At 64.5% G+C, this 25,932-nt stretch carries 21 protein-coding genes; 6 read left to right on the forward strand and 15 right to left on the reverse strand.

Features of this window, described 5'->3' with window-relative positions; translation table 11 throughout:
- Positions 1-171: 171 nt before the first annotated feature.
- Positions 172-930, reverse strand: a complete 759-nt coding sequence (locus tag ABEA34_RS07475; protein ID WP_345520614.1) for an IclR family transcriptional regulator — start codon at positions 928-930, stop codon at positions 172-174.
- A 104-nt stretch (positions 931-1,034) separates the two neighbouring features.
- On the opposite strand from ABEA34_RS07475, the gene ABEA34_RS07480 reads away from it, so the two are divergent.
- From ABEA34_RS07480 to ABEA34_RS07505, 6 genes are all read left to right on the forward strand, one after another.
- Positions 1,035-1,802 (forward strand): CoA transferase subunit A, encoded by a 768-nt coding sequence (locus ABEA34_RS07480; protein ID WP_425576862.1) that lies wholly within the window; start codon positions 1,035-1,037, stop codon positions 1,800-1,802.
- Positions 1,803-1,938: 136 nt separating this feature from the next.
- Entirely contained in the window at positions 1,939-2,601 is a 663-nt protein-coding gene (locus ABEA34_RS07485) for a 3-oxoacid CoA-transferase subunit B (RefSeq protein WP_345520616.1), read from the forward strand.
- A 325-nt stretch (positions 2,602-2,926) separates the two neighbouring features.
- Positions 2,927-3,730 (forward strand): cyclase family protein, encoded by an 804-nt coding sequence (locus ABEA34_RS07490; protein ID WP_345520617.1) that lies wholly within the window; start codon positions 2,927-2,929, stop codon positions 3,728-3,730.
- A 9-nt stretch (positions 3,731-3,739) separates the two neighbouring features.
- Positions 3,740-4,255: a gamma carbonic anhydrase family protein gene (locus ABEA34_RS07495; RefSeq protein WP_345520618.1), complete on the forward strand. Its 516-nt coding sequence runs from the start codon at positions 3,740-3,742 to the stop codon at positions 4,253-4,255.
- Positions 4,252-5,496, forward strand: a complete 1,245-nt coding sequence (locus ABEA34_RS07500) for a glycerate kinase (protein ID WP_345520619.1) — start codon at positions 4,252-4,254, stop codon at positions 5,494-5,496. The genes ABEA34_RS07495 and ABEA34_RS07500 overlap by 4 nt, the downstream gene beginning before the upstream one ends.
- 346 nt (positions 5,497-5,842) lie before the next feature.
- Positions 5,843-7,396 (forward strand): DHA2 family efflux MFS transporter permease subunit, encoded by a 1,554-nt coding sequence (locus tag ABEA34_RS07505; RefSeq protein WP_345520620.1) that lies wholly within the window; start codon positions 5,843-5,845, stop codon positions 7,394-7,396.
- Here the strand turns inward: ABEA34_RS07505 and ppc are convergent.
- The 14 genes from ppc to ABEA34_RS07575 all read right to left on the reverse strand — a co-directional run bounded on the left by ppc (position 7,328) and on the right by ABEA34_RS07575 (position 24,547).
- Entirely contained in the window at positions 7,328-10,018 is a 2,691-nt protein-coding gene (gene ppc, locus ABEA34_RS07510) for a phosphoenolpyruvate carboxylase (RefSeq protein ID WP_345520621.1), read from the reverse strand. The two genes, ABEA34_RS07505 and ppc, sit on opposite strands and share 69 nt — an antisense overlap.
- A 305-nt stretch (positions 10,019-10,323) precedes the next feature.
- Complete coding sequence (locus tag ABEA34_RS07515) at positions 10,324-11,028, reverse strand: GntR family transcriptional regulator (protein WP_345520622.1); 705 nt, start codon at positions 11,026-11,028, stop codon at positions 10,324-10,326.
- Positions 11,029-11,094: 66 nt separating this feature from the next.
- Positions 11,095-12,006, reverse strand: a complete 912-nt coding sequence (gene kce, locus ABEA34_RS07520) for a 3,5-dioxohexanoate:acetyl-CoA acetone transferase (protein WP_345520623.1) — start codon at positions 12,004-12,006, stop codon at positions 11,095-11,097.
- An 18-nt stretch (positions 12,007-12,024) separates the two neighbouring features.
- Positions 12,025-12,678: a histidine phosphatase family protein gene (locus ABEA34_RS07525; protein ID WP_345520624.1), complete on the reverse strand. Its 654-nt coding sequence runs from the start codon at positions 12,676-12,678 to the stop codon at positions 12,025-12,027.
- Positions 12,679-12,747: 69 nt separating this feature from the next.
- Positions 12,748-14,016 carry a Tm-1-like ATP-binding domain-containing protein gene (locus ABEA34_RS07530; RefSeq protein WP_345520625.1) on the reverse strand — a complete coding sequence of 423 codons (1,269 nt, stop codon included), beginning with the start codon at positions 14,014-14,016 and terminating at the stop codon, positions 12,748-12,750.
- A 113-nt stretch (positions 14,017-14,129) separates the two neighbouring features.
- On the reverse strand, positions 14,130-16,520 hold the full coding sequence (locus ABEA34_RS07535) for a xanthine dehydrogenase family protein molybdopterin-binding subunit (RefSeq protein WP_345520626.1): 2,391 nt from the start codon (positions 16,518-16,520) through the stop codon (positions 14,130-14,132).
- Positions 16,521-16,543: 23 nt separating this feature from the next.
- Positions 16,544-17,065: a (2Fe-2S)-binding protein gene (locus ABEA34_RS07540; protein ID WP_345520627.1), complete on the reverse strand. Its 522-nt coding sequence runs from the start codon at positions 17,063-17,065 to the stop codon at positions 16,544-16,546.
- Complete coding sequence (locus ABEA34_RS07545) at positions 17,062-17,934, reverse strand: FAD binding domain-containing protein (RefSeq protein ID WP_345520628.1); 873 nt, start codon at positions 17,932-17,934, stop codon at positions 17,062-17,064. Before ABEA34_RS07545 ends, ABEA34_RS07540 begins: the two co-directional genes overlap by 4 nt.
- A 42-nt stretch (positions 17,935-17,976) precedes the next feature.
- Positions 17,977-19,032, reverse strand: coding sequence for a zinc-dependent alcohol dehydrogenase (locus ABEA34_RS07550; protein WP_345520629.1), 1,056 nt, complete (start codon positions 19,030-19,032; stop codon positions 17,977-17,979).
- Between the two features lie 621 nt (positions 19,033-19,653).
- Entirely contained in the window at positions 19,654-20,355 is a 702-nt protein-coding gene (locus ABEA34_RS07555; RefSeq protein WP_345520630.1) for an ABC transporter ATP-binding protein, read from the reverse strand.
- Between the two features lie 49 nt (positions 20,356-20,404).
- Positions 20,405-21,157 (reverse strand): ABC transporter ATP-binding protein, encoded by a 753-nt coding sequence (locus ABEA34_RS07560; RefSeq protein WP_345520631.1) that lies wholly within the window; start codon positions 21,155-21,157, stop codon positions 20,405-20,407.
- Positions 21,157-22,500: an ABC transporter substrate-binding protein gene (locus ABEA34_RS07565; RefSeq protein ID WP_345520632.1), complete on the reverse strand. Its 1,344-nt coding sequence runs from the start codon at positions 22,498-22,500 to the stop codon at positions 21,157-21,159. The genes ABEA34_RS07560 and ABEA34_RS07565 overlap by 1 nt, the downstream gene beginning before the upstream one ends.
- On the reverse strand, positions 22,500-23,567 hold the full coding sequence (locus ABEA34_RS07570) for a branched-chain amino acid ABC transporter permease (protein WP_345520633.1): 1,068 nt from the start codon (positions 23,565-23,567) through the stop codon (positions 22,500-22,502). The genes ABEA34_RS07565 and ABEA34_RS07570 overlap by 1 nt, the downstream gene beginning before the upstream one ends.
- The gene (locus ABEA34_RS07575) at positions 23,564-24,547 is read right to left on the reverse strand and encodes a branched-chain amino acid ABC transporter permease (protein WP_345520634.1); all 984 of its coding nucleotides are present in this window, start codon (positions 24,545-24,547) and stop codon (positions 23,564-23,566) included. The genes ABEA34_RS07570 and ABEA34_RS07575 overlap by 4 nt, the downstream gene beginning before the upstream one ends.
- Between the last annotated feature and the right edge of the window lie 1,385 nt (positions 24,548-25,932).

Below are 25,932 nucleotides of genomic sequence, written 5' to 3' on the forward strand. Positions count from 1 at the left end.
TCCAGTGCGCAGTGCGGCCCAAGGACTGGCGTGGGGGGCGAACACGACAACTCGTGCGACGTCACGAAGCGTCGTTGAGGGTGGACAGCAGAACGACGGTCGGACCACGCGCAGCGGTGGGTCCCGTTGCGCGAACGTCGAGGTCCTGGCTCGACGGGCACGAGACCAATCTCAACGACGCTCGAGCGACTTGGTCAGTTCATGGGCCGTCCTCAGCAAGAGCTTGCCGAGTTCTGCCCGACGCGTGTCGCCGAAGCGCTGTTCGATTCCCGTCAGACTCAGGGCCCATCGGGGCCGCTCCCCCACCCCAAACACCGCAGCTCCCATGCCCCAGCTTCCCTCGACGATCAGGCCCGGGTTGACCGCGTACCCGGCTTGCCGCGTCTTCGCTAGGCGCTCACGTACGGCTTCAGCGGCGTGCTGTGGTCCGAAGGTCCTGGTGAGATCGTTGCGGGCCAAGTAGTCATCAACTTCGGTCGCAGGCAGATACGCGAGGATCGCGAGGCCGGCTGATGCAACCCCTAACGGGAACCTCGTACCTTCGCTCAGGACATGCGAGCGAATCGGAAAGCTGCCGTCCTCCCGAATCAGACAGATCGTCTCGTCACCTCGGCGCGCCGAGAAGAACGCGCTCTCGCCGGTTGCCACCGACAGGTGCCTCACAAAGGGCTGCGCTATCGCAGTGACGTCGTAGCGTGCACCTGCCGCTGTTCCTAGCAAGTACAGCTCGGCACCGAGAAGCCAACGCCCTATTTCGTCCCGGTCGACCAATCCTTCGGCATGTAAGGAACTGAGGAGCCGGTGGACGGTCGGGCGCGCGAGATTGGTGATCCTTGCGATGTCCGAGGTGGTAGCACCCTGTGGCTCCGCTCGCGCAAGTGCTCGAAGCACGACCCCAGCGCGACCGATGACGTCCGATGGGGTGTTCATTGTATGAACGCTACCCAACGCCCCGGTTCAGTCTGCGAATAGATCCTCACTGAATCAAAGGCCGCCGTTGACGATTATCGATGGCGCACCGTTCACTGGATGGCGTGGACAAGCTAGTAGCTTCGGCGGCGGAGGCCGTCGCCGACATCCCCAACGCGGCAACGCTGGCCGTCGGCGGCTTCGGGCTGTGCGGGATCCCATCCGTGCTCATCGAGGCGCTCCTTCAAGCAGGGCCGCACAGCCTGGAGGCAGTGTCCAACAACTGCGGCGTCGACGACTGGGGCCTGGGAAGGCTCCTCTCCGCCAAGCGCTTGCGCCGAATGGTGGCCTCCTACGTCGGCGAAAACAAGGAGTTCGAGCGTCAATACCTCCGCGGCGAGCTCGAGGTCGAGCTAACACCGCAGGGAACCCTCGCCGAGCGCATGCGAGCAGGCGGCTCCGGGATTCCGGCGTTCTTCACCGCCACCGGAGTCGGCACGCAGGTGGCCGACGGCGGCCTCCCTTGGCTCTACAACGTCGACGGTAGCGTCCGCATCGCCTCACCGGCCAAGCCAACCGAGTATTTCCATACGCCGGAGGGACCGAAGGAGTTCGTGCTGGAGAGGGCGATCGTCGCCGACTTTGGCCTCGTCCGCGCCTGGAAGGGCGACCGGCATGGCAATCTCGTCTTCCGGGAGTCGGCGCGAAACTTCAACCCTCTCGCCGCAATGTGCGGCCGAGTGACGATCGCCGAGGTGGAAACTCTCGTCGAACCGGGCGAGATCGACCCGATGCAGGTGCACACCCCAGGCGTCTACGTGCAGCGCGTCGTCGCACTCACGCCTGCGCAGGCAGCCGACAAGCGTATCGAAAGGAGGACGGTACGGACATGAGCCGAACCCGGGCCGTAAGTCCTCTCGACACGCGAGTGCAGCAGCCGCCTGGCGCTTCATTGGCTCACGCACCTGCCACAACTGACGCGCCTGGTGCGCTACCTGTCGAGATGCCGACCGCAGAGGGGGCCCAACGATGAGTTGGAGTCGTGAAGAGATGGCGGCTCGAGCCGCAGCTGAACTGTCGGATGGGTCGTATGTCAACCTCGGCATCGGACTCCCCACGCTCGTGCCAAACTACGTGCCGCCGGACGTGGAGCTGGTCTTGCAGTCCGAGAACGGTATTCTCGGCTTCGGTCCCTACCCGTTCGAGGGGGAGGAAGACCCCGACCTGATCAATGCCGGCAAGGAAACGGTCACGCTGCGGCCCGGCGCGTCCTTCTTTGACTCGGCCATGTCGTTCGGGATGATCCGCGGCGGAAAGATCGACGCCGCGATCCTAGGAGCGATGCAGGTCTCCAAGACAGGCGACATCGCTAACTGGATGATCCCCGGCAAGATGATCAAGGGGATGGGCGGTGCGATGGATCTCGTCCACGGAGCGAGGAAGGTCATCGTGCTGATGGAGCACGTCGCTAAGGACGGGTCGTTCAAGATCGTCGAGGAGTGCAGCCTTCCCTACACCGGACGCCGTGTCGTCCAGCGAGTGATCACAGACCTCGCCGTCATCGACGTTCACCCTGACGGACTGCATCTCGTTGAGCTTGCCCCCGACGTGAGCGAGGACGAGGTCCGAAGCAAGACTGAGCCGCCCCTGACGGTTGCGCTCGAAACACCTACACCGTCGCCGACGTACTGACCCGCAGTTCAGCCACATCAGCATCAGAGCCCGTCCCCGCGTCCACGCCCGCCGGTGCAATGGACGCTGGGACGCTTCAATGCCAATGGCTGTGGCCAGCACCATGGCCGCAGTGGGCAAGCGGGCCTAACTAAGGCTGTGGCGTTTCCCAAAGTGACGACGCTCACCGTACTATCGATAATCGAGTGCAGTCGCCAGAGAGGGGCAGACGATGTCGTCAGCAATTAGCGAGAGCCAGCAGTCAAGCTACAGCGAAGTAGGACCTGCTGGTGTCCAGAGTCCGCACGAGGTCCTCGACGCCTTGCGCATGCCACAGAGCGGCCAGGTGTACTCGCTCGCCCTTCCTCGGTTCACCGGCATGCCGCTGTTCGGTGCGCACCCGCCATTCCAAGTGTCGATGTACCGGACCCCCAACGGTCTGCGGGGCGACGGCATCGAACCATGGGGACCGCACAACGAGGTCAACCTGCAATACATGGCCGAGACCGTCAGCGGCACTGCGCACAGCGGCGCCCACGTCGACGCCCTGGCACACATGACCATCGGCGAAGACGACCACTGGTACGGCGGCGGCAATGCCCGGGAGCATCTCGGCGACCGAGGCCCAACGGTCGGTGATGGCGCCAAGCTCCCCGTCTTCATCCGTCGCGGCGTTTTGCTCGACGTCCCCGGATTTCTCGGCGTCGACGCTCTGAACTCGCATCAGCCGGTCAATGCAGACGAGCTCCAGCGGGTCGCCGCGCACCAAGGCGTCACAGTCCAGGCCGGCGACGTCGTGCTCATCCGGACCGGCTACCTCGGTGCGTGGCCCGACGCCGCCAAGATGGCAAACCACACGACGGCTGGCCCCGACATCTCCGCCGCTCGCTGGCTACTGGATCAAGGCGTCGTCGCTACCGGAAGCGACACCGAGACCTATGAGGTACAGCCCGCACCAGACCGCGGCAGCCCTGCCAACCCGCAACCGGTGCACACACTCCTTCTCATCGAGAACGGCATCTACCTGTTCGAGGGCATCTACCTCGAGGAGCTGGCGCGGGACAAGACTTACGAGTTCCTGTTCATCGCCCTTCCTCTCAAGATCAACGGAACGACCGGGTCGATGCTCGACCCGGTGGCGATCGTCTGAGGGCTCTCGATGCGAATCGAACTTGGACCCGCGGCCCCCACTTCCGATACGACGGCGTGGATTGCGCCTACGGCAGTCATCGCTGGGGCCGTCACGATCCAATCGGAGGCGAGTGTGTGGTTCGGTGCAGTACTTCGCGGTGACGGCGACGAGATCACGATCGGGTCAGGGACCAACGTTCAGGATGGCAGCATCATCCACGCTGACCCGAGCTACGCAGTAAAGGTTGGTCAGCAAGTCTCTGTCGGGCACGGGGCGGTCCTTCACGGATGCACGATCGGCGACAAGACACTCATCGGGATGCGCGCGGTTGTTCTCAACGGCGCCGTGATCGGCGAACAGTGCCTCGTGGCCGCGGGCTCTGTCGTGCTTGAAGGCTCGACCTTCGAGCCTCGAACGCTGATCGCAGGCGTGCCGGCCAAGGCAAGGCGTCCACTGACCGATGCGGAGTGCGCCGAAATCGAACGCAACGCGGAGAACTACCTGCGCCTCGCCGCCCGGTATAGGGATGCTGTCGAATCATGACCGCCACGTTTCGAGTGGTCCTCGCGCCCGACAAGTTCAAGGGCTCACTTCGCGCATCCGAGGTCGCCGACACGATATCCACCGTGTTGCAACACCTCGCTCCAAGCATCGAAGTCACCCGGCATCCCATCGCAGACGGAGGTGAGGGATCTGTCGAACTCGCGCTGTCTGCCGGCTTCGAGCCGATCTCCGTGCCGGTCACCGGGCCGCTCGGCGCTGCGGTGGAGGCGATCTTCGCGCTGAAGGACCGCGTGGCTGTTCTCGAAATGGCATCTGCGGCCGGTCTGGGGCTGTTGCCTAGCGGCCCGAACAGCGACACGGCCTGGGACGCCACTACATACGGAGCTGGCGAGCTGATCTCCGCGGCTCTTGACCGTGGCGCAGCACGGATCATCATCGGTGCTGGCGGAAGTGCAACCACCGATGGAGGAATGGGGGCAGTGGAGGCACTCGGTGTTGACGTGCATGCACTGGGACAGCCCGCACACCGGGCCGACACTCAGCGAAACGGGCTGGACCCGCGACTGGCCGACGTCGACCTGATTGTCGCCTGCGATGTCGACAACCCGCTCGTGGGCCCCCATGGTGCGGCCCATGTCTACGCGCCGCAGAAGGGCGCTGACGACGCGTGCGTCGCGCAGCTTGAGCTGCGCTTGGCGTGGTGGGCGGACGCGGTCGCGAAAGCCACCGGGGCGGATCTTCGCGATAGTCCAGGCGTCGGAGCAGCTGGTGGTTTCGCGTTCGGACTTGTTTCGCTTGCTGGTGCTCGGATTGTGTCGGGGGTCGAGATCCTGAGTGAGCTGACCGGCCTGAACGAGGTAGCGGCCAGAGCTGACCTTGTCGTCGTCGGGGAAGGTTCCTTGGACCAGCAGAGCCTGCGAGGCAAGGGACCGATCGGCGTTGCCCGTCTGGCGTCATCGCACGGTGTCCCGGTGGTCGCTGTGGCGGGCCGGAATCTTCTTTCCGAGTCCGAGTGGAGAGAGGCTGGCTTGCGTGCCGTCTACGTCCTCTCCGATATCGAGCCCGACCCGAAGGTCTGCATCGCAGACGCTCGCCGGCTCCTCGCTGAGCTCGCGGTCACGCTCGCCGACGACTGGCTGCCGGCTTTGACGCAGGACGCAGGGCGCTCCGCCCGCTCTCATGACGGAGACGGGTCGCACTCCAACCCAGATCCGCTGTCTCCGGATGAGTATCGGGAAGCGTTGCTAAGTACGGTCGTTCGTTCTGAGGAATCGGGCTGAGCAACCAACCGCACAAAACCGGGCCCGCCGCCGTCCACTGACGAGCGACCGGCTTGGGGGCAGGGGCCGTGCCGGCGTCGGACCTTCGCTCCGCCGCAGTCCGAATGTTCCGTCAACATCCAAGAGGGTCGACGGATCGTCCATGTAGAAGCGTCGGCTCATTTGTTGAGTCAAGAGGTGCACAGGTTGTGCCCTGTTACCTCCGAGACCGTCGCGCGCTGAACGCTGCCAACGCGAACCACAACACTCCAGAGCTGGCTCGCGGCAGTTTCAGCACCGACACCCCATGTGCGGCCCCGTGAGAACGAACTGATCGGGCGGGTCGCAGAGTGAAGGGAGCGATTGCATGCCGACCAATGAGACCAGCAAGTACACCGTCGCCGTCCTGGCTACGCTCGCCCTATTCGTCGACCTCGTCGACCTCACCGCCGTCAACGTCGCCCTTCCGACGATCCAACGAGACCTCGGCGCGACGACGGGAGCGGCGCAGTGGTCGATCACTGCCTATGTTCTAGCCCTTGCGATCATCATGACGACAAGCGGCTGGGTCGTCGACCACCTCGGCGAGAAGTGGGCGTTCGTTCTAGCCCTCGTGGTGTTTGCACTGGGCTCCGCGATGTGCGCCGTCGCGTGGAGCATGCCTGCGTTGATCTGCTTTCGAGCACTCCAGGGCGCTGGCGGAGGTCTCCTCGTTCCGGTCAGCATGGCCACGCTCTTCCAGGCGTTTCCGGCTGCGGAACGCGGCCGTGCATCGGCGATCTTCTCGACACCGGCTGCGTTGGCGCCCGCGGTCGGGCCTTTGGTCGGCGGCCTTCTGGTCACCGTGGCGTCGTGGCGGTGGGTCTTTCTCATCAACGTACCCGTGTGTCTGGTTTGCCTGGTCGTAGCCGTCCTCGTCCTCCCTGCTCGCCAGGAGCGGAAGAACTCGCCGCTTGATCTGGGAGGCTTCGCGACGGGCGCAGCGACCGTTGTTGCGCTGGTGCTCGGCCTCGCACTGCTCTCAGAGGACTGGCGTGGACGGACCGGCTGGCTGCTCCTGGTGGGCGGTGCTGTGCTCGTGTTCGGCTTCGTGACGATCGAGCGCCGCAGTGCTGCGCCGCTCGTTGACGTGCAGCTCTTCTGCGAGCGCTCATTCGCTGCGGGCAACGGCGCGATGGCGTTGGCTGCCGCATCCTTCGGTGCGACCCTCTTCGTTCTTCCGTTGCTCCTTCAGGATCTGCGCGGCGTCGGCGCGCTAACCAGCGGAGCGCTCATCGCATGCCACGCTCTGGGCAGCGTCATCGGGACGCCGGTGGCTGGCAAACTCGTAGAGCGAGGACATGCGCGATCGTCGCTTTGCTGGTCGCTTGCCGGTACGGCCGCTACAACCGCGTGCATTGCGGCGGTGGCGGTTAGCATGCCGTGGCTGTTGGCTGGTCTGCTTCTCCTCATCGCTGGAGTGTTCTTCGGTATCTCCGTGGTCCCTCTGCAGACGGCCCCCTTCGAAGGACTGCCTTCGGATGGCCTGACTGGACCGACATCCGTGCTTAGCGTGATTCGTCAGATCGGTCTGGCTGTCGGCACATCCGTTGCGGCAATGGTGCTCGGGATCGCAGGGGTGGCCGGATCTGCGGCCACGGCAACTCACGGCTATGTCGTCGCACTGTTCGTTGCTGCTGCCTTCGCCGTCGCCGGCGGCCTGGTTGCAATGCAGCTCCCCCATCGGGCGACCTACAACACCACGAAAGAGGCACCCCCAGTTCAGGAGATCGACGCGCACCGCCACCACAGCGCCTATCGGCAGCGAGTTTGCTGCGGTTTCTGCGACGATGTCTGGAGGTGCCGGACCACCTCAGCCAGTGTTCCGCATCCCGGCCGCGATACCGCTGATCGTCAGCAAGAGAGCGCGTTCGAGCGCTGAACCGGTCTCCCCGTTACGTCTGCGGGTCAGCAGTTGAACCTGGAGCCAGTGGAGCGGTTCGAGGTACCTTTCGCGCACCTCCAAGGTGGTGCGCAGAATCGGATCCCGTTCAAGTAGCTGCGCCTGCGCAGTCACCTTGAGTATCCAGTCGACCGTTAGCCTGTACTCCTGCGCGATCACGTCGAAGATGGGCTGCAACGGCGCGTCGACGAGGGCGCGAACGTACTGCTCCGCGATCGCTAGATCGGTCTTGGCCAGGGTCATCGCGACGTTGTCGATGAAGGTGCGGAAGAAGGGCCACTGTTCATACATAATGTGTAGTTCGGCCTCGCGCTCACCAGCCGCGGCCAGGCCCGTACCGACACCGAACCAACCGGGAATGATCTGCCGGGACTGTGTCCAGCCGAAGACCCAGGGGATGGCACGAAGGTCGTCCAGGCCACCATCCGCATTGGGTCTACGTGCCGGTCGCGAGCCGATGTGGAGCGCCCCCAGCAGATCGACGGGGGTTGATGCGAGGAAGTACGCGGAGAGCCCGTCATGTGCCATCAGGTCGCGGTATCGGCCTTCAGCACTGACCGAGATGGAATCCATGATGGTGTCCCAAGTCTTTGCCTGCTCCGCGGAACGGGGGTCATGATCGAGCAGGACGCTCGCCTCGAGGGTGGCGGCAACCATCAGCCCCAGGTTCTCTCGAGACAGGACCGGCAAGGCGTACTTGTCCGAGATGACCTCGCCTTGCTCTGTCATCTTGATCTCCGAGCCAACCGTTCCCCACGGCAAGGCCGTGATCGCATCGTAGGTAGGCCCCCCGCCTCGGCCCACGGACCCGCCGCGTCCGTGGAAGAAGACGACCCGAAGCCCATGCCGTGCCGCAACCTCGAGGGCCCGGCGCTGCGCGCGCTGAATCTGCCACTGCGACGTGGCGATCCCACCTGCCTTGTTCGAGTCTGAGTAGCCGAGCATGACCTCCTGCACGTTCCCGCGCAGAGTAAGGAGGCTGCGGTACGAGGGGTCTTGGAAGAGAGCGTCCAAGATCTCGCTTACGTTCTCGAGTTCGACAATCGTCTCCAGCAACGGCACGAAGCCGATCCGCGCGACGTCGGCGGCAAGGTCCACCAGACCGGCTTCACGTGCGAGCAGCACGGCGGCGAGTATGTCGTCCGCGTCGTGGGTCATGGAAACGATGTAGCTCTCGATGGCGCGGTCACCGAGAGTGTCAAGGGTTCGGTCGATGACCCGGAACGTCTCCAACGTCCTGTTCGCGTCCGGGTCGAGCTGGACCCGCGATGGGGCGAGAGGTCGACGCTTGGCGAGTTCGTCTGAGAGGAGCCGAAGGCGCTCCTTCTGACCGAGCTCGGCGTAGGGACGAGGGAGCTCCCCAGTTCTGTCGAACAGCTGGCCGATGGCGTGGTGATGCTTTGCTGAGTGCTCTCGGATGTCAACGGTGGCTAGAGTGAACCCGCTTGCTTGGACGATTCTGATGAGTCGTTCGACCTCGCCGGCGGCCATGAGTGGTCCCTGGTTCTTCGCGACCGACTTGTGGAGCAGGAGCAGGTCGTCCATCAATTCTGGGGCGTCGTGGTAGTCGCGTCCGGGCGTGTGGGTTTCGCCAGTCTTGATGCGTTCGAGGGTCAGTTCGAGCCTAGCGTCGAGGCAGCTGACGAATAGTCGGTAGGGCTCTTCGGCGTGCAGGCGCAGGTAGCGAGGGTCGACTTCAGGGAGGTTCGCGAGGTATGAGCGCAGGGTCGCCTTGAGTTCGGGTGAAACCGCCGAGAGCCGCTCCGAGACCGACAGATCGGCTCGGAGCTCTTGGAGCGCTCGGCGGATGAGTCGGATCCCGTGGAAAGCTTGCGACTCCAGGATCTCTCTCGTGGCGGCCGGGGTCACGTTCGGGTTGCCGTCTCGGTCACCGCCGATCCATGATCCGAACCGTAACGGAGTCGCCCGCAACGGCAATTCGATCCCTCGCGCTTCGAGCTGCTCGCACATGTCCTCGATGACGTCCGGCAACGCCGAGGCCGTCAGCGCTTCCAGGTAGTAGATGCCATTTCGTGCCTCGTCGAGCGGCTCGGGGCGACGCGGGCGGATCTCGTCGGTGGCCCAGAGAAGGTCGATCGTTTCTGCCAGACGTCGTGTCCGCCGGGGAGAGTGAGGTTCGTCCAAGAGTGCGGCGACTCGGCTGAGCTTCTCAAGGCGAGAGCGTCGGGCTACTTCAGTGGGGTGCGCCGTCAGGACAGGTCGCACTGTAACCTGCGATGCGGCAGCCGCGAGCGTTGGCTGGGCGACGCCGGTGGCATCCATCCGGCGTAGAGCACGTTCGAGCCATGTGCCGTCTCTCTCCTGCTGTTCGAGCAGTGCCCGGCCCCGATGCACCTGCTCGGTGACGTTCGCGAGATGGAAGTAGGCAGTGAAGGCACGTGCGAGCTTCGCGGCGGTCTCGAGATCGAGCCCTGTTACGGTCGCCAGCGATGCGCTCTTAGCGTGAGTACGGACAGTCTCGACTAGGTCCAAGAGCTCGGGCCCCTCGCTGCGTACTAACGCGTCTCCGAGGAGCGAAGTGACGAGGCGTACGTCGCGGCGAAGGTCTTTAGGAAGGTTGGTAGAAGGCACAGCGATCACGTCTCTCGATCTGTGTATGTGTCATGGGCGGCTACTGCCGGCAGACCATTCCGAGCGCGGTTGAGAGGCAGCTCGGTGCGCCTGTTCGTCGCAGATGACGGCTCGGCGCCCGTGCGACCGGCATATAGGGAGCCGCCCGGGACCGTTGCTACGCGGCGTAGCCGGCAGCCAGCAGCCAGCACCGTCGACGTCAGCACATGCCGACCGTGCCGAGCACCCAGAGGTGGACTGTGACCATTTCGGTCACGCTGGATGGCTGGCACTTTGCGCCGGTGAGCGTCTTCCGGCAGAGGGATGACGCGCGGTCAGGCGGCGCCGCCGCCCCCGGTGTCTCGGAGAAGTTCGGCTTGGAAGTGGTTCTCGAACAACGCGCTGACGTTGCGCTGATGCGTCCGTGCCGCGACGGCTGCCGAGACAGCATCACGACGTTCCAGGGCCTCGAGAATGGTCTGGTGCTCGGCGATGATCGACCCGATGTCTACTCGCGGCAGCGTCAAGGTAATGAACGTCCGCGCGAACGGCTCGAGTTGGTCGAAAACGTGCTGAATGGCTTCGTTGGCGGAGGTGGTCGCGATGATGCGATGAAAACGCGCATCGGCCTGTGTCATGGCGACGAAATTCCGCTCGGCCTGATGGGCTTGCATCTCCTCGAACGTGGTACGCAGCTCAGCAAGGATCGACTCATCCATCAACGGGGAGGCAATGGTCGCTGCCAACGCATCCAGCTCGGACCGGACGAGACTGATGTCGGCCAGTTCCTTGCTGGTGGGTAGCCGCACCCGCGCCCCGCGACGAGAGTGGAAGGTCACGATGCCGATCGCAGCCAGGTCACGGAGCGCCTCTCGTACCGGAGACTGGCTCGTGCCCAACTCTTTGGCGACCTGGAGCTCGACGATGCGCTCTCCCGGCTTGTAGTGGCCGTGCATGATCCGATCGAGGAGCACCTTCTTCACCGACGTCGAAAGCAGCTCCCCACCAAACGGGACCGCGGGACTGCCTTCTTTCGTCACTGCGTTTCTCCTCAGACCTACTGACGTTTCCGGAGATCGTCTCACGCTTGCCATCGCGGCTGGCCCTTACTGTGCCGAACGGAGCTGAAGCCGGCGCCGCGCTTCGGCCGGGGTGGCTACTTCGCGGTAGAGGACCCGGGCAGCTTCGGTGATCCGCTCGACCTGGACGCGGCTGGACTCGGCGAGCTTGCCAGGACCGTCCCACAAAGAGTCCTCCAATCCCACCCTAGCGTTGGCACCCAGCGCGAGCGCGATGGAGCCGGTACGGATTTGGGCTGCCCCCGCGCCGAGGGTGGACCACTCGAACTGGTCTCCGAAAAGCCGGACTGCCGTGCGACGCAGATGGAGGAGATCCTCGACGTCAGCACCGATACCGCCGAGCAGGCCGACCACGCTCTGGATGAAGAGTGTCCCTTGGACAAGGCCACGGTCGAGAAAGTGCGCCAGGTTGTAGAGATGCGCGGTGTCGTAGCACTCGAACTCGAACCGCGTCCCCTGGTCACCGCAGGTCTTCAAGATCCGCTCGATGTCCGCGAAGGTGTTCTTGAAGACGAGATCCTTGTTGCCCAGGTGCTTGCGCTCCCAGTCGAACTTCAGATCCGGGAATCGGTCGAGCATGGGGAACAGGCCCATGTTCATGGTGCCCATGTTCAATGAGGCGAGTTCGGGGGCAAGGTCGACAGCGGGACCGATGCGCTCCTCGACGCTCATGTGCGGGCTTCCGCCGGTGGTGAGATTGATGACGACATCGGACTTGCTCTGGATCTCGGCGATGAGTTCCTTGAACAGGCCGGTGTCCTGGACCGGGTGTCCGTCTTGGGGGTCACGGACGTGGAGATGCACGATCGCGGCGCCAGCGTCGGCGGCGGCGAGCGCCGCCTCTGCGATCTCAGCCGGTGTGATGGGCAGGTAGGGCGACATCGACGGTGTGTGGATGGCCCCGGTTGGGGCGCAGGTGATGATGGCGGGTGCTGGCATGACTTCTCCTTGAGAGGTTCAGGAAGTCGCCGGTGCGACTTCGTCGATCAGTAGCGACTCGGCCGTGACCGTGAAGGCGTAGCCGTTGACGTACGGCGGCTCGCCTCCATCGGTGCCGCGCAGTCCCAGTCCGACCGATCGCAGCACTGGCGAATGAGTGATGGCGACGATGGTGCGGCCCCGCCACGCAGGCACGTCGTTCAAGCTGGCGGCGAAGGCAGCGATGCGTCGTTGCACCGATGCCGCGTCGTCGCCGGGCGGCGTCTTGTGCGCGACCCAGAACCCGACTCGTTCGGGATGGCGGAGCCATTCGTTGAAGAACGGTGCAGCGTCGACATCGGCGGGGGCCAGGTGGGCCGTCTGCTCGGCGAACGCCTCCGCGGTACTGACCATGGACACGCGATCACCTCCGAGGTAAAGGTCGGGGTTCCGCAGCGCAAACGAGTCCGCGACGTCTGGCCGTCGTGCTTCGGGGGCGTCCAGCCCGGCGACGACCGCCTCGGCGGTCTCGCGGGTTCGACGCGTGCCGCCGTAAAGGACAACTGCGACATCGTGGCCGTTGTCGCGGATCCACTGACCCGCTCGGTGAGCCTGCTTGTGGCCGGTGTCGGTGATGGCGACGTCACCGCGGTGGCCGTCGACGTGAGCGTGCCTCAGGAGCAGCAGCTGCACTGCGTCGTTCTCGATGATCTCGACTCCTCGTTCAATAGCTGGCTGATGCCAGGTGGCGTGCAGGTCAGGTCAGCTGACCGACGCGGCCTGCTTGTTCTGTGCTGCAACCCACTGCTTCATGAACAGATCGAAGATTGCGTCGGCGAACGCCTCGTCGTTGATGTTGTTCGGCATCTCGAGGAGCTCGACGGACGGGTCCAGGTGCTTGCGGATCGCGTCGAAGAGGGCGGTCACGTCAACGTCGTGCCATTGGCTGCCCTGCTTGAAGTAGTTGTCGAGCCCGTTCAGGGGCAGGCCGACCGCCCTGGCCCCCGGCGCACGATTGACGTGGTCCGCGACGTACTCGCCCAGTTTCGCCAGCTCCTCGGGCGTGGCCAGGAGCGACGTGATGTTCGGGTTGTGGATCAGGACGTTGCGCTCCGGGACGTTGTACTCCGGCGGGATCGTGTCGACGGCGCCGAAGTTGAAGCACTCGATGGCACCAGGCACGACCACCTGCGGGATGCCCGTCCGCACGGCCGCTTCCATGCGCTCGCAGCCGGGATCGAAGATGCCGTGGTTCCAGTGGTTCAAGAGCTCGGCGAGCGTGAAGTCGATCAGACCGTCGATGGCGCCGTGGTCGATGAGGTGCTCCATGCCGGCGCCCTCGCCGACCGCGTGGAACGTGACGACCTCGAAACCTTCGTCCTCGAGGCGGCTACGAACCCGCATGACACCGGGGGTGGTGACCCCGAACATCGAAATCGCGATAAGGGGCTTGCTCGCCTGGGCCTGCGTCTGCGTGTGCTGGCGGCCCTTTGCCATCCCGGCGACGGCGTGTGCGGCATTTCCAAGGACCAGCTTGGAGATGCTGTTGAGTCCAGCGATGTCCGTGACCGCGTTCGCCATCAGCATGTCCGAGTACCCGACGTAGGGGCGGGTGTTGTTCGACGCCATTGTGCTGACGATGAGCTTGGGGACTCCCATGCCGAGGTACTTGAATGCACCGCTAAGGAGGTCAGTGCCTCCGGTTCCTCCAAGTCCGATGACGGCGTCGATGCGGTCCTGTGCGACGAGCTCGTCAAGGACGATGCGCAGCCCTTCGCTCATCTTCGTGATCGCGAGCACGCGTCCTCCGGCGCCCTCGACGCCGGACTGGAAGTCGTCCAGGCTGATCCCGGCGCGCTCGGCGACCTGGGCCGCGTCGATGTCGGGGCGGAAGAAGGGGACCCCAAGGACGCCGCAATCGACGACGAAGACGTCGACTCCGGCGGCAATCAGGCAGTCCCGGACGTAGGCGTACTCGGCACCCTTGGTGTCCAGCGTGCCGGCGAGGCAAACAACGGGGTTGCGATCCATCTTGTTCTCCGATCAGGGTTTCTGATTTTGCGAATGCTTCGTAGAGGTGATGGGCTCACCTCTGATGGCGTACTACTGAAAATCGGGGACGGTGTCGGTTGACCCGTCAGCCGCTATGCGCCTGCGGCTTTGGCCTCCTGCATTGCCGTCCAAACCCGCTCAGGTGTTAGTGGCAGGTCGCGAACGACCGTTCCGATTGCTTCGTTGACGGCGGCGCCCAGCGCCCCTGATGTGCAGAGAAGGGCGCCTTCGCTGATGCCCTTCGAACCGTAGGGGCCTGGGCCGTCATGGTTTTCGATCCCGTGGGTGCGGAGGTCGAGGGGAACGTCCTTGAACGTCGGGATCCGGTAGTCGAGGGCGCCTAGGTTCCGAATCACGCCGTGCTCGTCGATGAGAAGCTGTTCCATCTGGCTGTGCCCGAGGCCCATGATCGAGGCGCCTTCGTCTTGCGAGATCACCTGCGTGGGGTTGAGTTCCCTGCCAACATCGCTCACCGACACGTGCTTGTGGAGGAGGAGTTCCCCGGTCTCCATGTCGACCTCAACCTCGATGGCGGTGCAGTTGAATTCGTAGAACGCCGCATCACCCCCCAGCGGGTGTCCCTTGCGGCCGCGCATTCGTGACGTTCCCTGCCCGACGAACTCTCCGCCGAGCGCTCCGAGCGCAACCCGAGAGGCCTCGAGTAGTGGCATCGGACCGTCAGGAGTGCGGAGGAAGCCGGGCTCCTCGGAGAGTGACTCCTCGTCGACTCCGGTCTCCTCTGAGTACAGCGCCAGGACGCGGCGGCGGATGTCACGGCATGCTTCCAGAACGGCGTTGCCCATGAAGACCGTCGACCGGCTTGCTGAGGTCTGCAGATCGAACGGGACGATGCCGGTATCTCCGCTGACGACCCGAACCAGCTCCAACGGGGTCCCGAGCTCGTCGGCCACGATTTGCTGCCAGAGGGTACGGGCACCTTGACCCATGTCCGAAGTGCCGGCATAGGCGATTGCGCTGCCGTCGGCCAGGAACCGGACAAGGCTCTGGGACAGACCAGAGGTCGCGCCGGGCTTGATAGCGACCGCGATCCCGCGTCCGCGGTTTGCGGGCAGGGGTTCATCCCAGCCGATTAGCTCTGCGGCCTTCTCTAGTGACTGGTGCCAGTGTCCATCCGCGGTTGCCTCATAGGGCCCGCGGAAGAAGGCCTCCCCCTTGCGGACCAGGTTGCGGCGACGGATGTCCAGGCCGTTGAGTCCAAGTGCTCGGGCGCCTGCATCGATCTGCGACTCAGTCGCCCACGCGACCTGGGGACAGCCGAAGCCGCGGAAGGCGGTGCTGGGCGTCGTGTTCGACATGACCGCGCGAGAGGACGTGCGCACGTTCGGGATGCGGTATGGGCCTGCGCCGACATAGCTGCCCTTCGCCATCACTCGCGGGGCGACGTCGGCGTATGCGCCGATGAGGTAGTCGCACTCGAGGTGATGGAACACGAGTTCACCGTCGTCGGAGAATCCCGTCCGTGCATGGACGCGACAGGCGGCGCGGCGCATCATCTGGAAGGTCTGCTCGAGGGACAGGACGAGACGGCATGGCCGACGAAGACGCAGCGCAAGGAACGCAATCAGCGGCTCCAGCTTGGGATTCTGCTTACCACCGAAGCCGCCGCCCGGGTCGGGCGCCACGACGCGAACCTGTCCGAGGGCGATACCGAGCACCTTGGCAATGGTGCGTTGCAGCAGGTACGGGTGCTGTACCGGCGAGTACACGTCAACGCCGCCGGAGTCGGTAGGTACGACAACACTGCCGCCCGGCTCGATCGGGAAGTGCGTGACCATCGGGAACGTGTAGGTGTTCTCCACAATGACGTCTGCTTCATCAGCGGCTCGGACGACGTCACCCCACTCGTATAGGGCAGTCTCGAGGACGTTGGTGTGTCGGTGCTCGTCATCTTCGGGGCGATGAGACGGATCCCTGACCAGTGGTGCATCGGGCGCCAGCGCTTGGTCGAGCGTGAAGACGCCAGGACGTTCCTCGTACGAGACGGTCACTTCGCGGGCCGCCGCTTGTGCCTGGTCCAGCGTCTCTGCCACGACGGCCACGACGGGCTCGCCGTGGTAGATGACCTCGCCGTCTGCGAGAACAGGACGGTCCTGGTGGGAGACGCCGAAGCGTGGCATCGGCTCGGGAAGATCGGCAGCACTGACCACAGCGAGGACCCCGGGCATCGCCCTCGCGCGAGCTGTGTCGATTCCTGTGATGGTCGCCCGGGCGACTGGGAGTGTCACCAATGTGACCTGGGCGGCATCGGTAAAGCGGAGGTCGGAGACGAACTGCTGGGTGCCAGTGACTCGGTCGGCGCCTCCATATCGGCGGATCGAGGCGCCGACCTGCTTGTCGTCGGCCTCGTGATGACCGTCGGCGGCTGCGGTGGCCTTGGCGCTTTCGGCAAGCAAGACCGCGCTCTCTGCATCCAGTGGTGCGCCTGTCATCTGACGCTCGTCGTCGATCGTCCGCTGGGACACGTCGCTGTGCCCTGCGTTATTCTTCATCGCGCGGCTCGCTTCGCGGCGGTCCGCTGTACGGCCTCGACGATCCGTTGGTAGCCGGCGCAGCGGCAGAGGTTGCCAGACATCCCTTCGCGGATGTCCTCAACCGATGGCTCCGGGTTGGTCCGAAGTAGGTACTCGGCCGACATCACCTGTCCAGGGATGCAGAAGCCGCACTGCACAGCGCCGGCTTCAAGGAAGGACTCCTGCAGATCGTTCATGCCACAGGATGAACCGGCGCCTAGACCTTCAACAGTGAGCAGGTCGAGGCCTTCCACCTCCGCGGCAAGCATCAGGCAGCTGTTGACAGCCTGCTCGTTGATGAGGATGGTGCAGGCGCCGCATTCACCCTCTGCGCAGCAGGTCTTGGTTCCGGTCAAGCCTAAGTCGTAGCGCAGCGCGTCCATGAGCGTGCGGTGCGCAGGGACCCGGAAGTGGGCGGTCTGTCCGTTGACCGTGCAGTTGACGTCGACCAGTTCTGTCCCGGCCTGATCCACGTTGGTCGTTCCGTAAGTCGTCATGAGTCTCTCGTTTCGCTTACTCGGCCGTGCTCAGCGAGTCCTCGGCGCTGCGCTGCCCGGATGACAGCACGTTTGGCCAGCACGCGGAGCATGGCCGCCCGATACGGTTGGCCCGCGCGTACATCACCGATGGGGGTCGCAGGCGCCAGGAGAAGGTCCAACGCGTTTTGCAACTCGTCTGGTGACGAAACGTCAACGGGATCGGTTGGCCCGCCCACGAGCGTGATGGGCCCGACGGCGCCGAGTCCGGCCGTCAGCCGGCCGTCCGCGTCGACGGCGACGCCAATGCTGCAAGTCGCAAGGTCGACCCCACGCCGCCTCGTCATGCGCTCGAACGCCGACGATGCACCGTGTGGCGGGCGCGGAACACGCAGTGACGTGACCAGCTCGCCCGGCTGGCACAACGTGCGCCGCGGACCCAAGAAGAAGTCCTTCAGGTCGGCGGTGCGCTCACCCTCGGTCGAGGCGATCGTCACCGAGGCTCCCATGGCCACCAACGGCGGTGAGGTGTCGGCAGCCGGCGACCCGTTCGCTGAGTTGGCGATGAGGCTTGCGCGGTTGCGGATGGCCACCGAGCCCACGAGGAGGGCTGCTTCGGCCAGGCCAGGCAGCCACTTGCGAACGGTCGGATCAGTCGCGACCATCGTCATGGTCGCGGTCGGGCCAAAGGTGATTCCCTCGTCGTCGACGGCAATCGGCGCCGGGAGGTCGGCGACCCGCTTAATGTCGACCAACAGTGACGGGTCGACCTTGTCGTGGCGGTAGGCGACCAGCAGGTCAGTCCCACCCACGATGACCCTGGCGGTGTCCGGTTCGCTGGACAGCGCAATGATCGCATCAGCCGTTGTTTCGGGCCTGTAGTAGCGCATCGAACAAACCTCCTCTCGCACGCTCAGACGGATGGGCCTCGGTCACGGATTGACGATGATCTTGATCGCGCCGCTGGCCCGGTCGTTGAAGGTCGCGAGGGCTTTGTCGTACTCCGACAGCGCGAAGTTGTGGGTGATCAGCTCCTTCGCGCGGATACGGCCGTTGGCCATAAAAGGCAGCACACGTCGCATTTCGCCAGCTGATGCGCGGGATCCCACAAGTTCGAGCTCGTCGAGAACGAGCGGCTGGCACTTGATGGCGACATCCTCGGTCGGGATCCCGACCATTGCGCATCGCCCGCCGCGTCGCAGCATGGCCATGGACCACTGGACGGTGAGAGGGGTACCAGCGCACTCGAGGACGACGTCGGCGCCAAGCCCGCCCGTGAGATTCCTGACTTCCTGGACCGGATCCCCCGCGTTCGTGTCGACCGTCTCGAAACCGAGGGTCGCGGCGCGGTCGAGCCGGTACCCACGGCCAACAACGATGACCCGTGCGGCGCCGCAAATCAGTGCTGAGTCGGCGGCGAGGAGTCCCACAGCGCCAGCACCGATGACAGCAACCGTGTCGCCGGCTTTGATATTGCCGCGGCGGGCAACGTGCAGCGCAATGCTGGCCGGGTCGGCGAGTGCGCCCTCGTCAAAGCTCATGCCTTCGGGCAGCTTGAAGATGCACTTCACATTGTGAACGGCGTAGGTGGCGTTGACGCCCTGGACGTTGTGCCCGTACTGCGAGTGGAGACCCGGCTTGCCGTAGTTCTCGCAGAGGTTGTACTGACCCTCAACACACTTCTGGCATGCGCCGCAAGCGTTGTGGCTAGTGCCGGCCACGCGGTCTCCGACATTCCAACCGAAGGTGTCCGCGCCCTCGCCGAGGGCCACGATCTCGCCCGCCCACTCATGGCCGGGAGTGAAGGGGAAGCCCAGTGGCCAGAATCCCGGGTAGTCACCATTGATGAGGTGTGCATCGGTACCGCAGATGGAGACGGAGCGCACGCGGGCAAGAACCTCGTTGCGACGGGGCTCCGGGACGGGCAGGTCGGCGATGTCAAGGACCTTCGGCTCTCGAACGACCAGGGCCTGCATCATTTGCGTCATGTCTCACTCAATTCCACGTCGGGCCGCACCAGGAGCAGCGCTCTATCGATAATCGAAGGTAATCGCCGTCACACTGTGCGTCAAGACACAACGCGGTTATTTCGGCTGATGGCGCGCCCGGACCCGGCGGCCGGTCGCCCAGGAGAATCCGCCGCGGGCTGAGTCCGGCCATCGGCGCTCCTCTGTCGATGGCACGACGCACGAAGGCGGGCGGATCGACCGCAAGACAGCCTGAACCGGCCTTATGCGCGCGCTTCGACTTATTGCCGGCGGTTGTCGAGGCTGTGGCGTACTGGTGTCGCATACTCCGCCGGACCGCTCAGGCACGAACGACGAGCGCGTCGCCGTGCTGGCTCACGCAACAGGAGGCTGCACTCTTGCCATGACTGCCGCCGCGGTCCGTTAGCAGACATGAGGGATACGTGACACGCCTTACCGCCGCCACCCGCACCAGCAGTTCTGGGGCTTGCTGGCTCGAGAGGATGTAACGCCGGCTCCGACCCCCGTAGCTGCTGCTCGGAGCCGGCGTTAGATTCGTGGAACCGAGAAGGCGACCGCACTAGTCCCGAGTTGGTATGTGCTCTTCTCGGAAGCGAACCTGCTGTGGCGGTTCCGCTGTCGCTACCGCGGATGGCTCTGGGCGCTGCCCAATTCCAAATGTTCGGCGTCGTCGACGCCGATCCCGAGATACCGACGCTGTAGCACCGGGTCATCGCGGAGCTGGGCAGAGGTGAGTTTGGCGACCACCCGACCGTTGGCGATCACAACGAGATTGTCGGCGATTGCTGTTGCAGCAGCCAGGTTCTGCTCGACAACGAGAAGGTTCATTCCCTCGTCCGCCAACGTTTGGCACGCCCCAACAACCTGCTCAACGACGATCGGCGCAAGACCTTCCGACGGTTCATCCATGACAAGCAACTTGGGCTGCGTCAACAACGCTCGACCGATGGCGAGCATCTGCTGCTCGCCACCTGACAAGGACGTCCCCTTCGTCTTCTTCCGCTCCGCCAATCGGGGAAACAGACTGAAGACACGCGCCTGCGTCCACGGACCACGACGCTCTGCCACCCGCAGCGTCTCCTCGACGTTCAGCGATGAAAACAACCTCCGGCCCTGCGGCACGTAGGCCACGCCCAACCGGGAGCGCCGGTACGCCGGCAGCTGAGCGATCTGCCGACCAAAGACCGAAATGGAACCGTCAACCCGGCCACGACCGCTCAGAACACCGGTGATGGACTCGCACAACGTGGTCTTGCCCATGCCGTTGCGCCCGACGATCCCAAGGCGTCCACTCGCCAGGTCGAGGTCCAGGTCCTGAAGCACGTGGGCTGACCCTCGCCAGCCCTGAAGTCCACGGATCTCGAGCGCATTCTCAGACATGAGCACTCCCGAGGTAGATGTCGTGGACAAGCTGGCTGTCGCTCGCCTCGCCAGGAGTGCCGTTAAACATGACCGTGCCGTCGACCATCACCGTGACTGAATCTGCGACCGCCAGCGCAACGTTCATGTCGTGCTCGATCAGCAGCAGAGTGAGGTCCTCGTCAAGTTCGTCCAGCAATTCTGTCAACATGACGCGCTCCGAAGGTGATAGGCCCGCGGCCGGCTCGTCAAGGATGAGCAGCCGGGGCTCCGAGGCGAGTGCCATCGCCAGCTCCAACTGTCTCTTGCCGCCGTGTGAAAGCGCGTCCGCGAGCATCCCGCACTGGTTGGCGAGCCCGACACGATGAGCGAGCTCTCTCGCGCGTTCGCGTCGAGCGCGCGTTGCTCGACCGCCAGGAAACGGGCGCCAGCGACCACCGTGAGCACCGGCTAACGCGAGCATGAGGTTCTGCTGCACATTCAGCCCGGCGAACAGCTTCGATTCCTGGTAGGTGCGAGCAAGACCTCGCCCAACACGGCGCCGGCCGCTCTCCCGGGTGACGTCGACGCCGAAGACGTCGATCTCGCCCGAACTCGGCGGGACCACACCGGAAATGAGGTTGACCAGCGTGGTCTTGCCTGCCCCGTTGGGCCCGAGGAGGGCACGCTTGGTGCCCACCTCGAGCCGCAGGTCAACGTCGTGGACGGCGACCAGGCCACCGAAGCGTCGGGTAACGCTGCGCAGTTCGAGTGCGGGTGTCGACATCACGGGCAGCTGGGGTGATCGCGGTCGTTGGCCGGCTGGTCGACGTACTCGGCGCGGTCCATACCGAGGGTCTGGTTGACGTCGGGGATCGTCTTGATCATCTTCGACGCGCCGTCGGTGACCTGGAAGATGTAGTTGTTGGCGATGGCCTGACGGTTCTCGTCGAGCTTGACAGGCCCGGACGGACTCACGACCTGCATCCCGGAGAGCGTCTCGTTGAGGGCCTTGTGCCCGTCCTCGAGCTTGCCTCCGATCGTGTTGAGCGCATCGAGCGTCGCCTTCATCTCGGTGTAGTAGCCGACGTCGAACAGTCCGGGCGGCGCAGCGTTGGGGAACAGCTTCGTGAGCTGGGCTGCATAGGCCTTGTACTCAGGGGTGTCGAGCTCAGCGACCGGACCGGCCGAAACGATGCCTTCGGCCCGCTCGCCGAGTCCCTTGACGACCGAGCCGTCGACCGCGATCGATCCGCCGAGGATCGGCTTGCCCGCCAGCGGAGACTGGTCGATCTGCTTAGTGAAGTTCAGAACATCCGCTCCGCCGAGCGCCACGAGGATCGCATCGACGTCCGTCGGCATCGTCGCGATGAAGGAAGAGAAGTCCTTCGTACCCAGCGGAACCCAGATCTTGTCCGGGACCTGCCCGCCGGCGGCACAGTACTGGGTCATGAACCCGCCAACCTGGTCGTAAGGAAAGGAATAGTCCTCGCCGAGCGTGACGACCTTCTTGTATCCGAGGTCCGTGAACGCGTAGTCACCGAGGCCGGCCATCCACTGAGCGCCGTCGGTAGTGAACCGGAAGAAGTTCGGCGCCGGGTCACGCAGTGTCGTGTTCTGGGCACCGGAGGTGCCGTTGACGAACGTGGTGTCGAGGTGTTGCTTGGCGTAGTCCTTGACGGCCAGACCCTCGTCGCCCGAAAGCGGTCCGACGACCACGTCCACGTCGTCCTTTTCGACCAGTCTCTGCGTGGCCGCGAGCGCTGCGTCCGGAGTGGCGTCGGAGGACTCGACGACGAGCTCGACCTTCTGCCCTCCGATCGTAAGGTCCTTGATGCCGTTGCGGTCACCGGTGCCATCCAGGGTCGCTCCCGCGTCGACGAGCGCGACCTTTGCCCCCATGTTGGCGGCCTGGCCGAGGGCGGCGTAAGGCCCGTCGAGCGTGGAGAGCAGCCCAATCTTGATGACGCCGTCACCGGCGGCCTTGCTGTCCTTCTGCGCTGAGCCAGCGATGCCGCCTCCGGTCGAACTGGACCCGTCTGACGAGCTACTACAGGCAGCGACGGCGAGGGTGGACAGAAGAAGCAGCGTTGCAGAGGCTGCCCGGGTCGTGGTGCGTGAACGGGTCATCAGTGGTTCTCCTGTTGCGTTGGTGAGGCGGAAACTGGCGTCGACGCGGGGGCACGCAGGCGTCGAAGGCCCGAGATGGAGGTGGCGACGAGGCCGGGGACGCCGTTGGGCGAGACCAGGACGACGCCCATGAACACGAGGCCGATCACGGTGAGGTAGTGGTCCGTGTAGTCACTGAGGTAGACGGTCATGATGCTGAGAAGGAGGGCTCCCAGCCAGGCCCCTTCGAGGCGCGCGACGCCGCCGAGCACGACGATGATCAGAATGTCGATCGTCCGGGTGATGTCGAGCGAACCGGGTGAGACCTGGCCGTTGAACCAGACCGAGATGACTCCGCCGATTGCGGCAACGACTCCCGCGACCGTGAATCCGACGACGCGGACCAGGGTGGGGTTCATGCCGAGGGCACGTGCGCGGTCGGGTGAGTCCCGGTCTGCTTGAAGTGCGAGGCCGAGCGGCGAGTGAGCGAACCCGTACAGCGCCAGGAGACAGACCACCGCGGTGCCCAGCGCGAACCAGTAAAAGTTGTGCGGGTCTGACAGGGACACCGACCCGATGGAGGGGGGCGCGACCCCGTTGATGCCGCTGAAGCCGTACGTGAAGGGGCGGTACTGGAGCGCGAAGTAGTAGATGAAGACGCCGACAGCCAAGGTGAGCATCAAGAAGTAGACGGCTCGCGCACGTGCAGCCAACGCGCCAACAGCGAACGCGAGCGCGACCGCCACAGAGATGCCCACACCAGCTGCAGCCCACTGGTTGACGCCCCGGGTGACCGACAGGTTCGCGGTGACGTACGCGGCGACGCCATAGATGCCCGTTTGCGCCAAGGAGATCATGCCGGCGTACCGGATGAGGAACGTCAGGCTAACCGCAACGGTGCCGAGCCACAGCGATCGGATAAGGATCTGCACGAAGAAGTAGGGAGTCAGGACGTACGGCGCGGCGACCAATGCGATCGCCACAACGGCGATCGCGGCCACGGCCGCGAGCCGATGCCGTCCCAATCCCGCGAGACGCACTGCATCGGTCGTGCCCATCAGGCTGGCTCTGCGGTCGACGGCGCTCACTGGACGCCGCCGAACAGACCCTGCGGACGGAAGGCCAGCACGACGATCATCACGGCAAACGTGACGAGCACCGAGTACGTCGGAAGATGCACCTGAGCGAAGGCCTCAACGAGCCCGACGAGCAGAGCTCCTGCTGCTGCACCTGGAACACTTCCCAGGCCGCCCACAATGACGACGAGCAGCGAGATCAGCAGGTAACGGGCATCCTCGCCCTGCGAAATCGATAGGTAGGAACCTCCAGCAACTCCAGCAACTCCAGCGAGTAGGGCACCTAGGCCGAACACGAGACTGAGCAGAAAGGGGACGTTCACTCCGGTGGTAGCGAGGATGGCGGGGTCATCCACACCTGCACGAATCGTCATCCCGAGTCGGGTGCGCTGCAGCAGGACGTACAGGCCGGCTCCGATCAGGAGCGCGAACCCCACTAGGGCGATCCTGTACTGGGAGTACACCAGAGTGCCGACGTGGATCGAGGAATCGAGTACTGACGGCGCACCGATGTCGAGGGCTGTGCCGCCCCACACCGAGAGGGTCACGTCAGCGACCACGACGGTGAGGCCGATGGTGAGGAGCGACTCACGGATGGGATCGCTGGCGACGCGCCGCAGCAGGAGCACCTGAAAGACCAACCCCATCGCGCCCACGGCCAGGCCCGCGCCGGCAAGGGCCAGCAGCCAACTTCCGATCGCCTCGTGGATCGAATAGCCGATGTAGCCGCCTGCGAGGTAGAAGCTGCCGTGGGCCAGGTTGGTGACGCGCAGCAGCCCGAAGATGAGGGTGAATCCGCTGGCGACGATGAAGTAGAGCGCCGCCGAGCTCACTCCGTTGAGCACTGTGCTCACGAACAGCAACGGATTGCTTGCTAGATCGCGGCCGCAGAAGGCGGCCAAAGAGATGGCGGCGGCGACCGCAAGCATCTGCTGCGCACTGACTCGCGCCCTGGGAGGGCTACGCCTCACCACCGGTTCCAACACTGCCACGTCGTGCTCCTCGATAACCGCTAATCGATAATTGTCAGCGAACGTAGGTGATGCACGCCACATGCGTCAATGACTTCCGCAGAACTTTGCTCAACACCGTGGACTCAACCCGGCACGGACGGCGGCACCGCCAGGGGTGCCGCCCAACTAACAGCGCGAGGCTCGGCAGCACAGGACCTGCGAATCATCACGTCCCAAAGACACGGCCTCGCAGCCGCAATCCCCTGCTGCCGTGCCGATAGGAACGAATCACCACATTGGGGGCGCGCTAGCCCGTCCGCGTCGAGATCGCAAGCAAGCTGATGGCACGGACGGGCCGCTCAGCGCCAGACTGGAAGACCCCAGTCTCTGCGAGTGCCTCGAGTCCGCCGCTAGCTGAAGGAACCAGCGGCTGCAGCGGACCCGATGGGGCCCCCTCCTATTCGCCCCCACTTCAACGGGCGCGGAAGGAAGCCTCCAACCCGGCAGCGTGCATCGGCACTGTCGAGACAGGAACGTCCTCGCGACAGCGCGCTGTGGGCGGGGCCGTTCGAGCGCTGGACCCAATTCCACATGCCGCCACGGCTAGCTGCTACTTGAGCGTCGAGAGGTCACGGGTGTCGGATCGTCCAATAACCGAGCTCGATCCTCTCACTGCGGCACGGCGATCTAGAGCAACCTCGAAAGTGAACTCGGCAATGGCCGGAACACAAGAAGGGTGGAAAGACATGTCTGAGCTCGGTTATACGGTGTGGTTTACATTTATGGCACTCTGGACCGGCGCTGTCCTATTCTTCGGAATGCTTGTCGCAAGCCGCTCCGAGGACCGAGTGATCAAGCTCCATCCGAGGGAAACGCAGTCGTCTGCGGCCAAATCCACGCTCACCGTTGCGTCCCCAGAGTGGGTTGAAAGCCACGCGCACGAATTCCCCTTTGTCGAAGAACAAGATGCAGCACCGGTAGCACCTGCAACTCGTGAAGCGCGCGCGGCCCACTAACAGACCTCAGACCGCTGTGTATCGACTTCCAGCCGGACCCCGACTAAATCGACCCGGGCGCAGCATTGTTGGTGCAAAGTCATCCGCTCACGGTGAGCGTCGAGGAGATGGCTGAAGTGCCACGAACACGCGCACCCCGTGCGACTTGTCGCTGCCGATTGGCCCGCCGACGCATCCGTTGGCCGGGCTCGTCACTTACCTACCGGTCACTTTGGGCAACCCACTCCCACAGATTCCTAGACCAAAGCAGAGATCCACCCTTGGCTCGCGACCGCTAAGCAGTGCCTGACTCCGTCAGGGACCTTGTGTGGCGGCGCGCTCATAGACGTTCGCAGGTACACAGGTCACGCACTGCGGACTGTAACCTCGCCGAGTCCGCTTCGGCGCAACGATCAGCGCCCTCTTCGC

Origin of the sequence: Nocardioides conyzicola (assembly GCF_039543825.1) — a bacterium.
Lineage (GTDB): Bacteria > Actinomycetota > Actinomycetes > Propionibacteriales > Nocardioidaceae > Nocardioides > Nocardioides conyzicola.

Coding starts and splice junctions, on each gene's coding strand:
- ABEA34_RS07475 (WP_345520614.1), bottom strand. CDS start 930: ATGAACACCCCATCGGACGTCATCGGTCGCGCTGGGGTCGTGCTTCGA.
- ABEA34_RS07485 (WP_345520616.1), top strand. CDS start 1,939: ATGAGTTGGAGTCGTGAAGAGATGGCGGCTCGAGCCGCAGCTGAACTG.
- ABEA34_RS07495 (WP_345520618.1), top strand. CDS start 3,740: ATGCGAATCGAACTTGGACCCGCGGCCCCCACTTCCGATACGACGGCG.
- ABEA34_RS07500 (WP_345520619.1), top strand. CDS start 4,252: ATGACCGCCACGTTTCGAGTGGTCCTCGCGCCCGACAAGTTCAAGGGC.
- ABEA34_RS07505 (WP_345520620.1), top strand. CDS start 5,843: ATGCCGACCAATGAGACCAGCAAGTACACCGTCGCCGTCCTGGCTACG.
- kce (WP_345520623.1), bottom strand. CDS start 12,006: ATGCCAGCACCCGCCATCATCACCTGCGCCCCAACCGGGGCCATCCAC.
- ABEA34_RS07530 (WP_345520625.1), bottom strand. CDS start 14,016: ATGGATCGCAACCCCGTTGTTTGCCTCGCCGGCACGCTGGACACCAAG.
- ABEA34_RS07540 (WP_345520627.1), bottom strand. CDS start 17,065: ATGACGACTTACGGAACGACCAACGTGGATCAGGCCGGGACAGAACTG.
- ABEA34_RS07545 (WP_345520628.1), bottom strand. CDS start 17,934: ATGCGCTACTACAGGCCCGAAACAACGGCTGATGCGATCATTGCGCTG.
- ABEA34_RS07550 (WP_345520629.1), bottom strand. CDS start 19,032: ATGACGCAAATGATGCAGGCCCTGGTCGTTCGAGAGCCGAAGGTCCTT.
- ABEA34_RS07560 (WP_345520631.1), bottom strand. CDS start 21,157: ATGTCGACACCCGCACTCGAACTGCGCAGCGTTACCCGACGCTTCGGT.
- ABEA34_RS07565 (WP_345520632.1), bottom strand. CDS start 22,500: ATGACCCGTTCACGCACCACGACCCGGGCAGCCTCTGCAACGCTGCTT.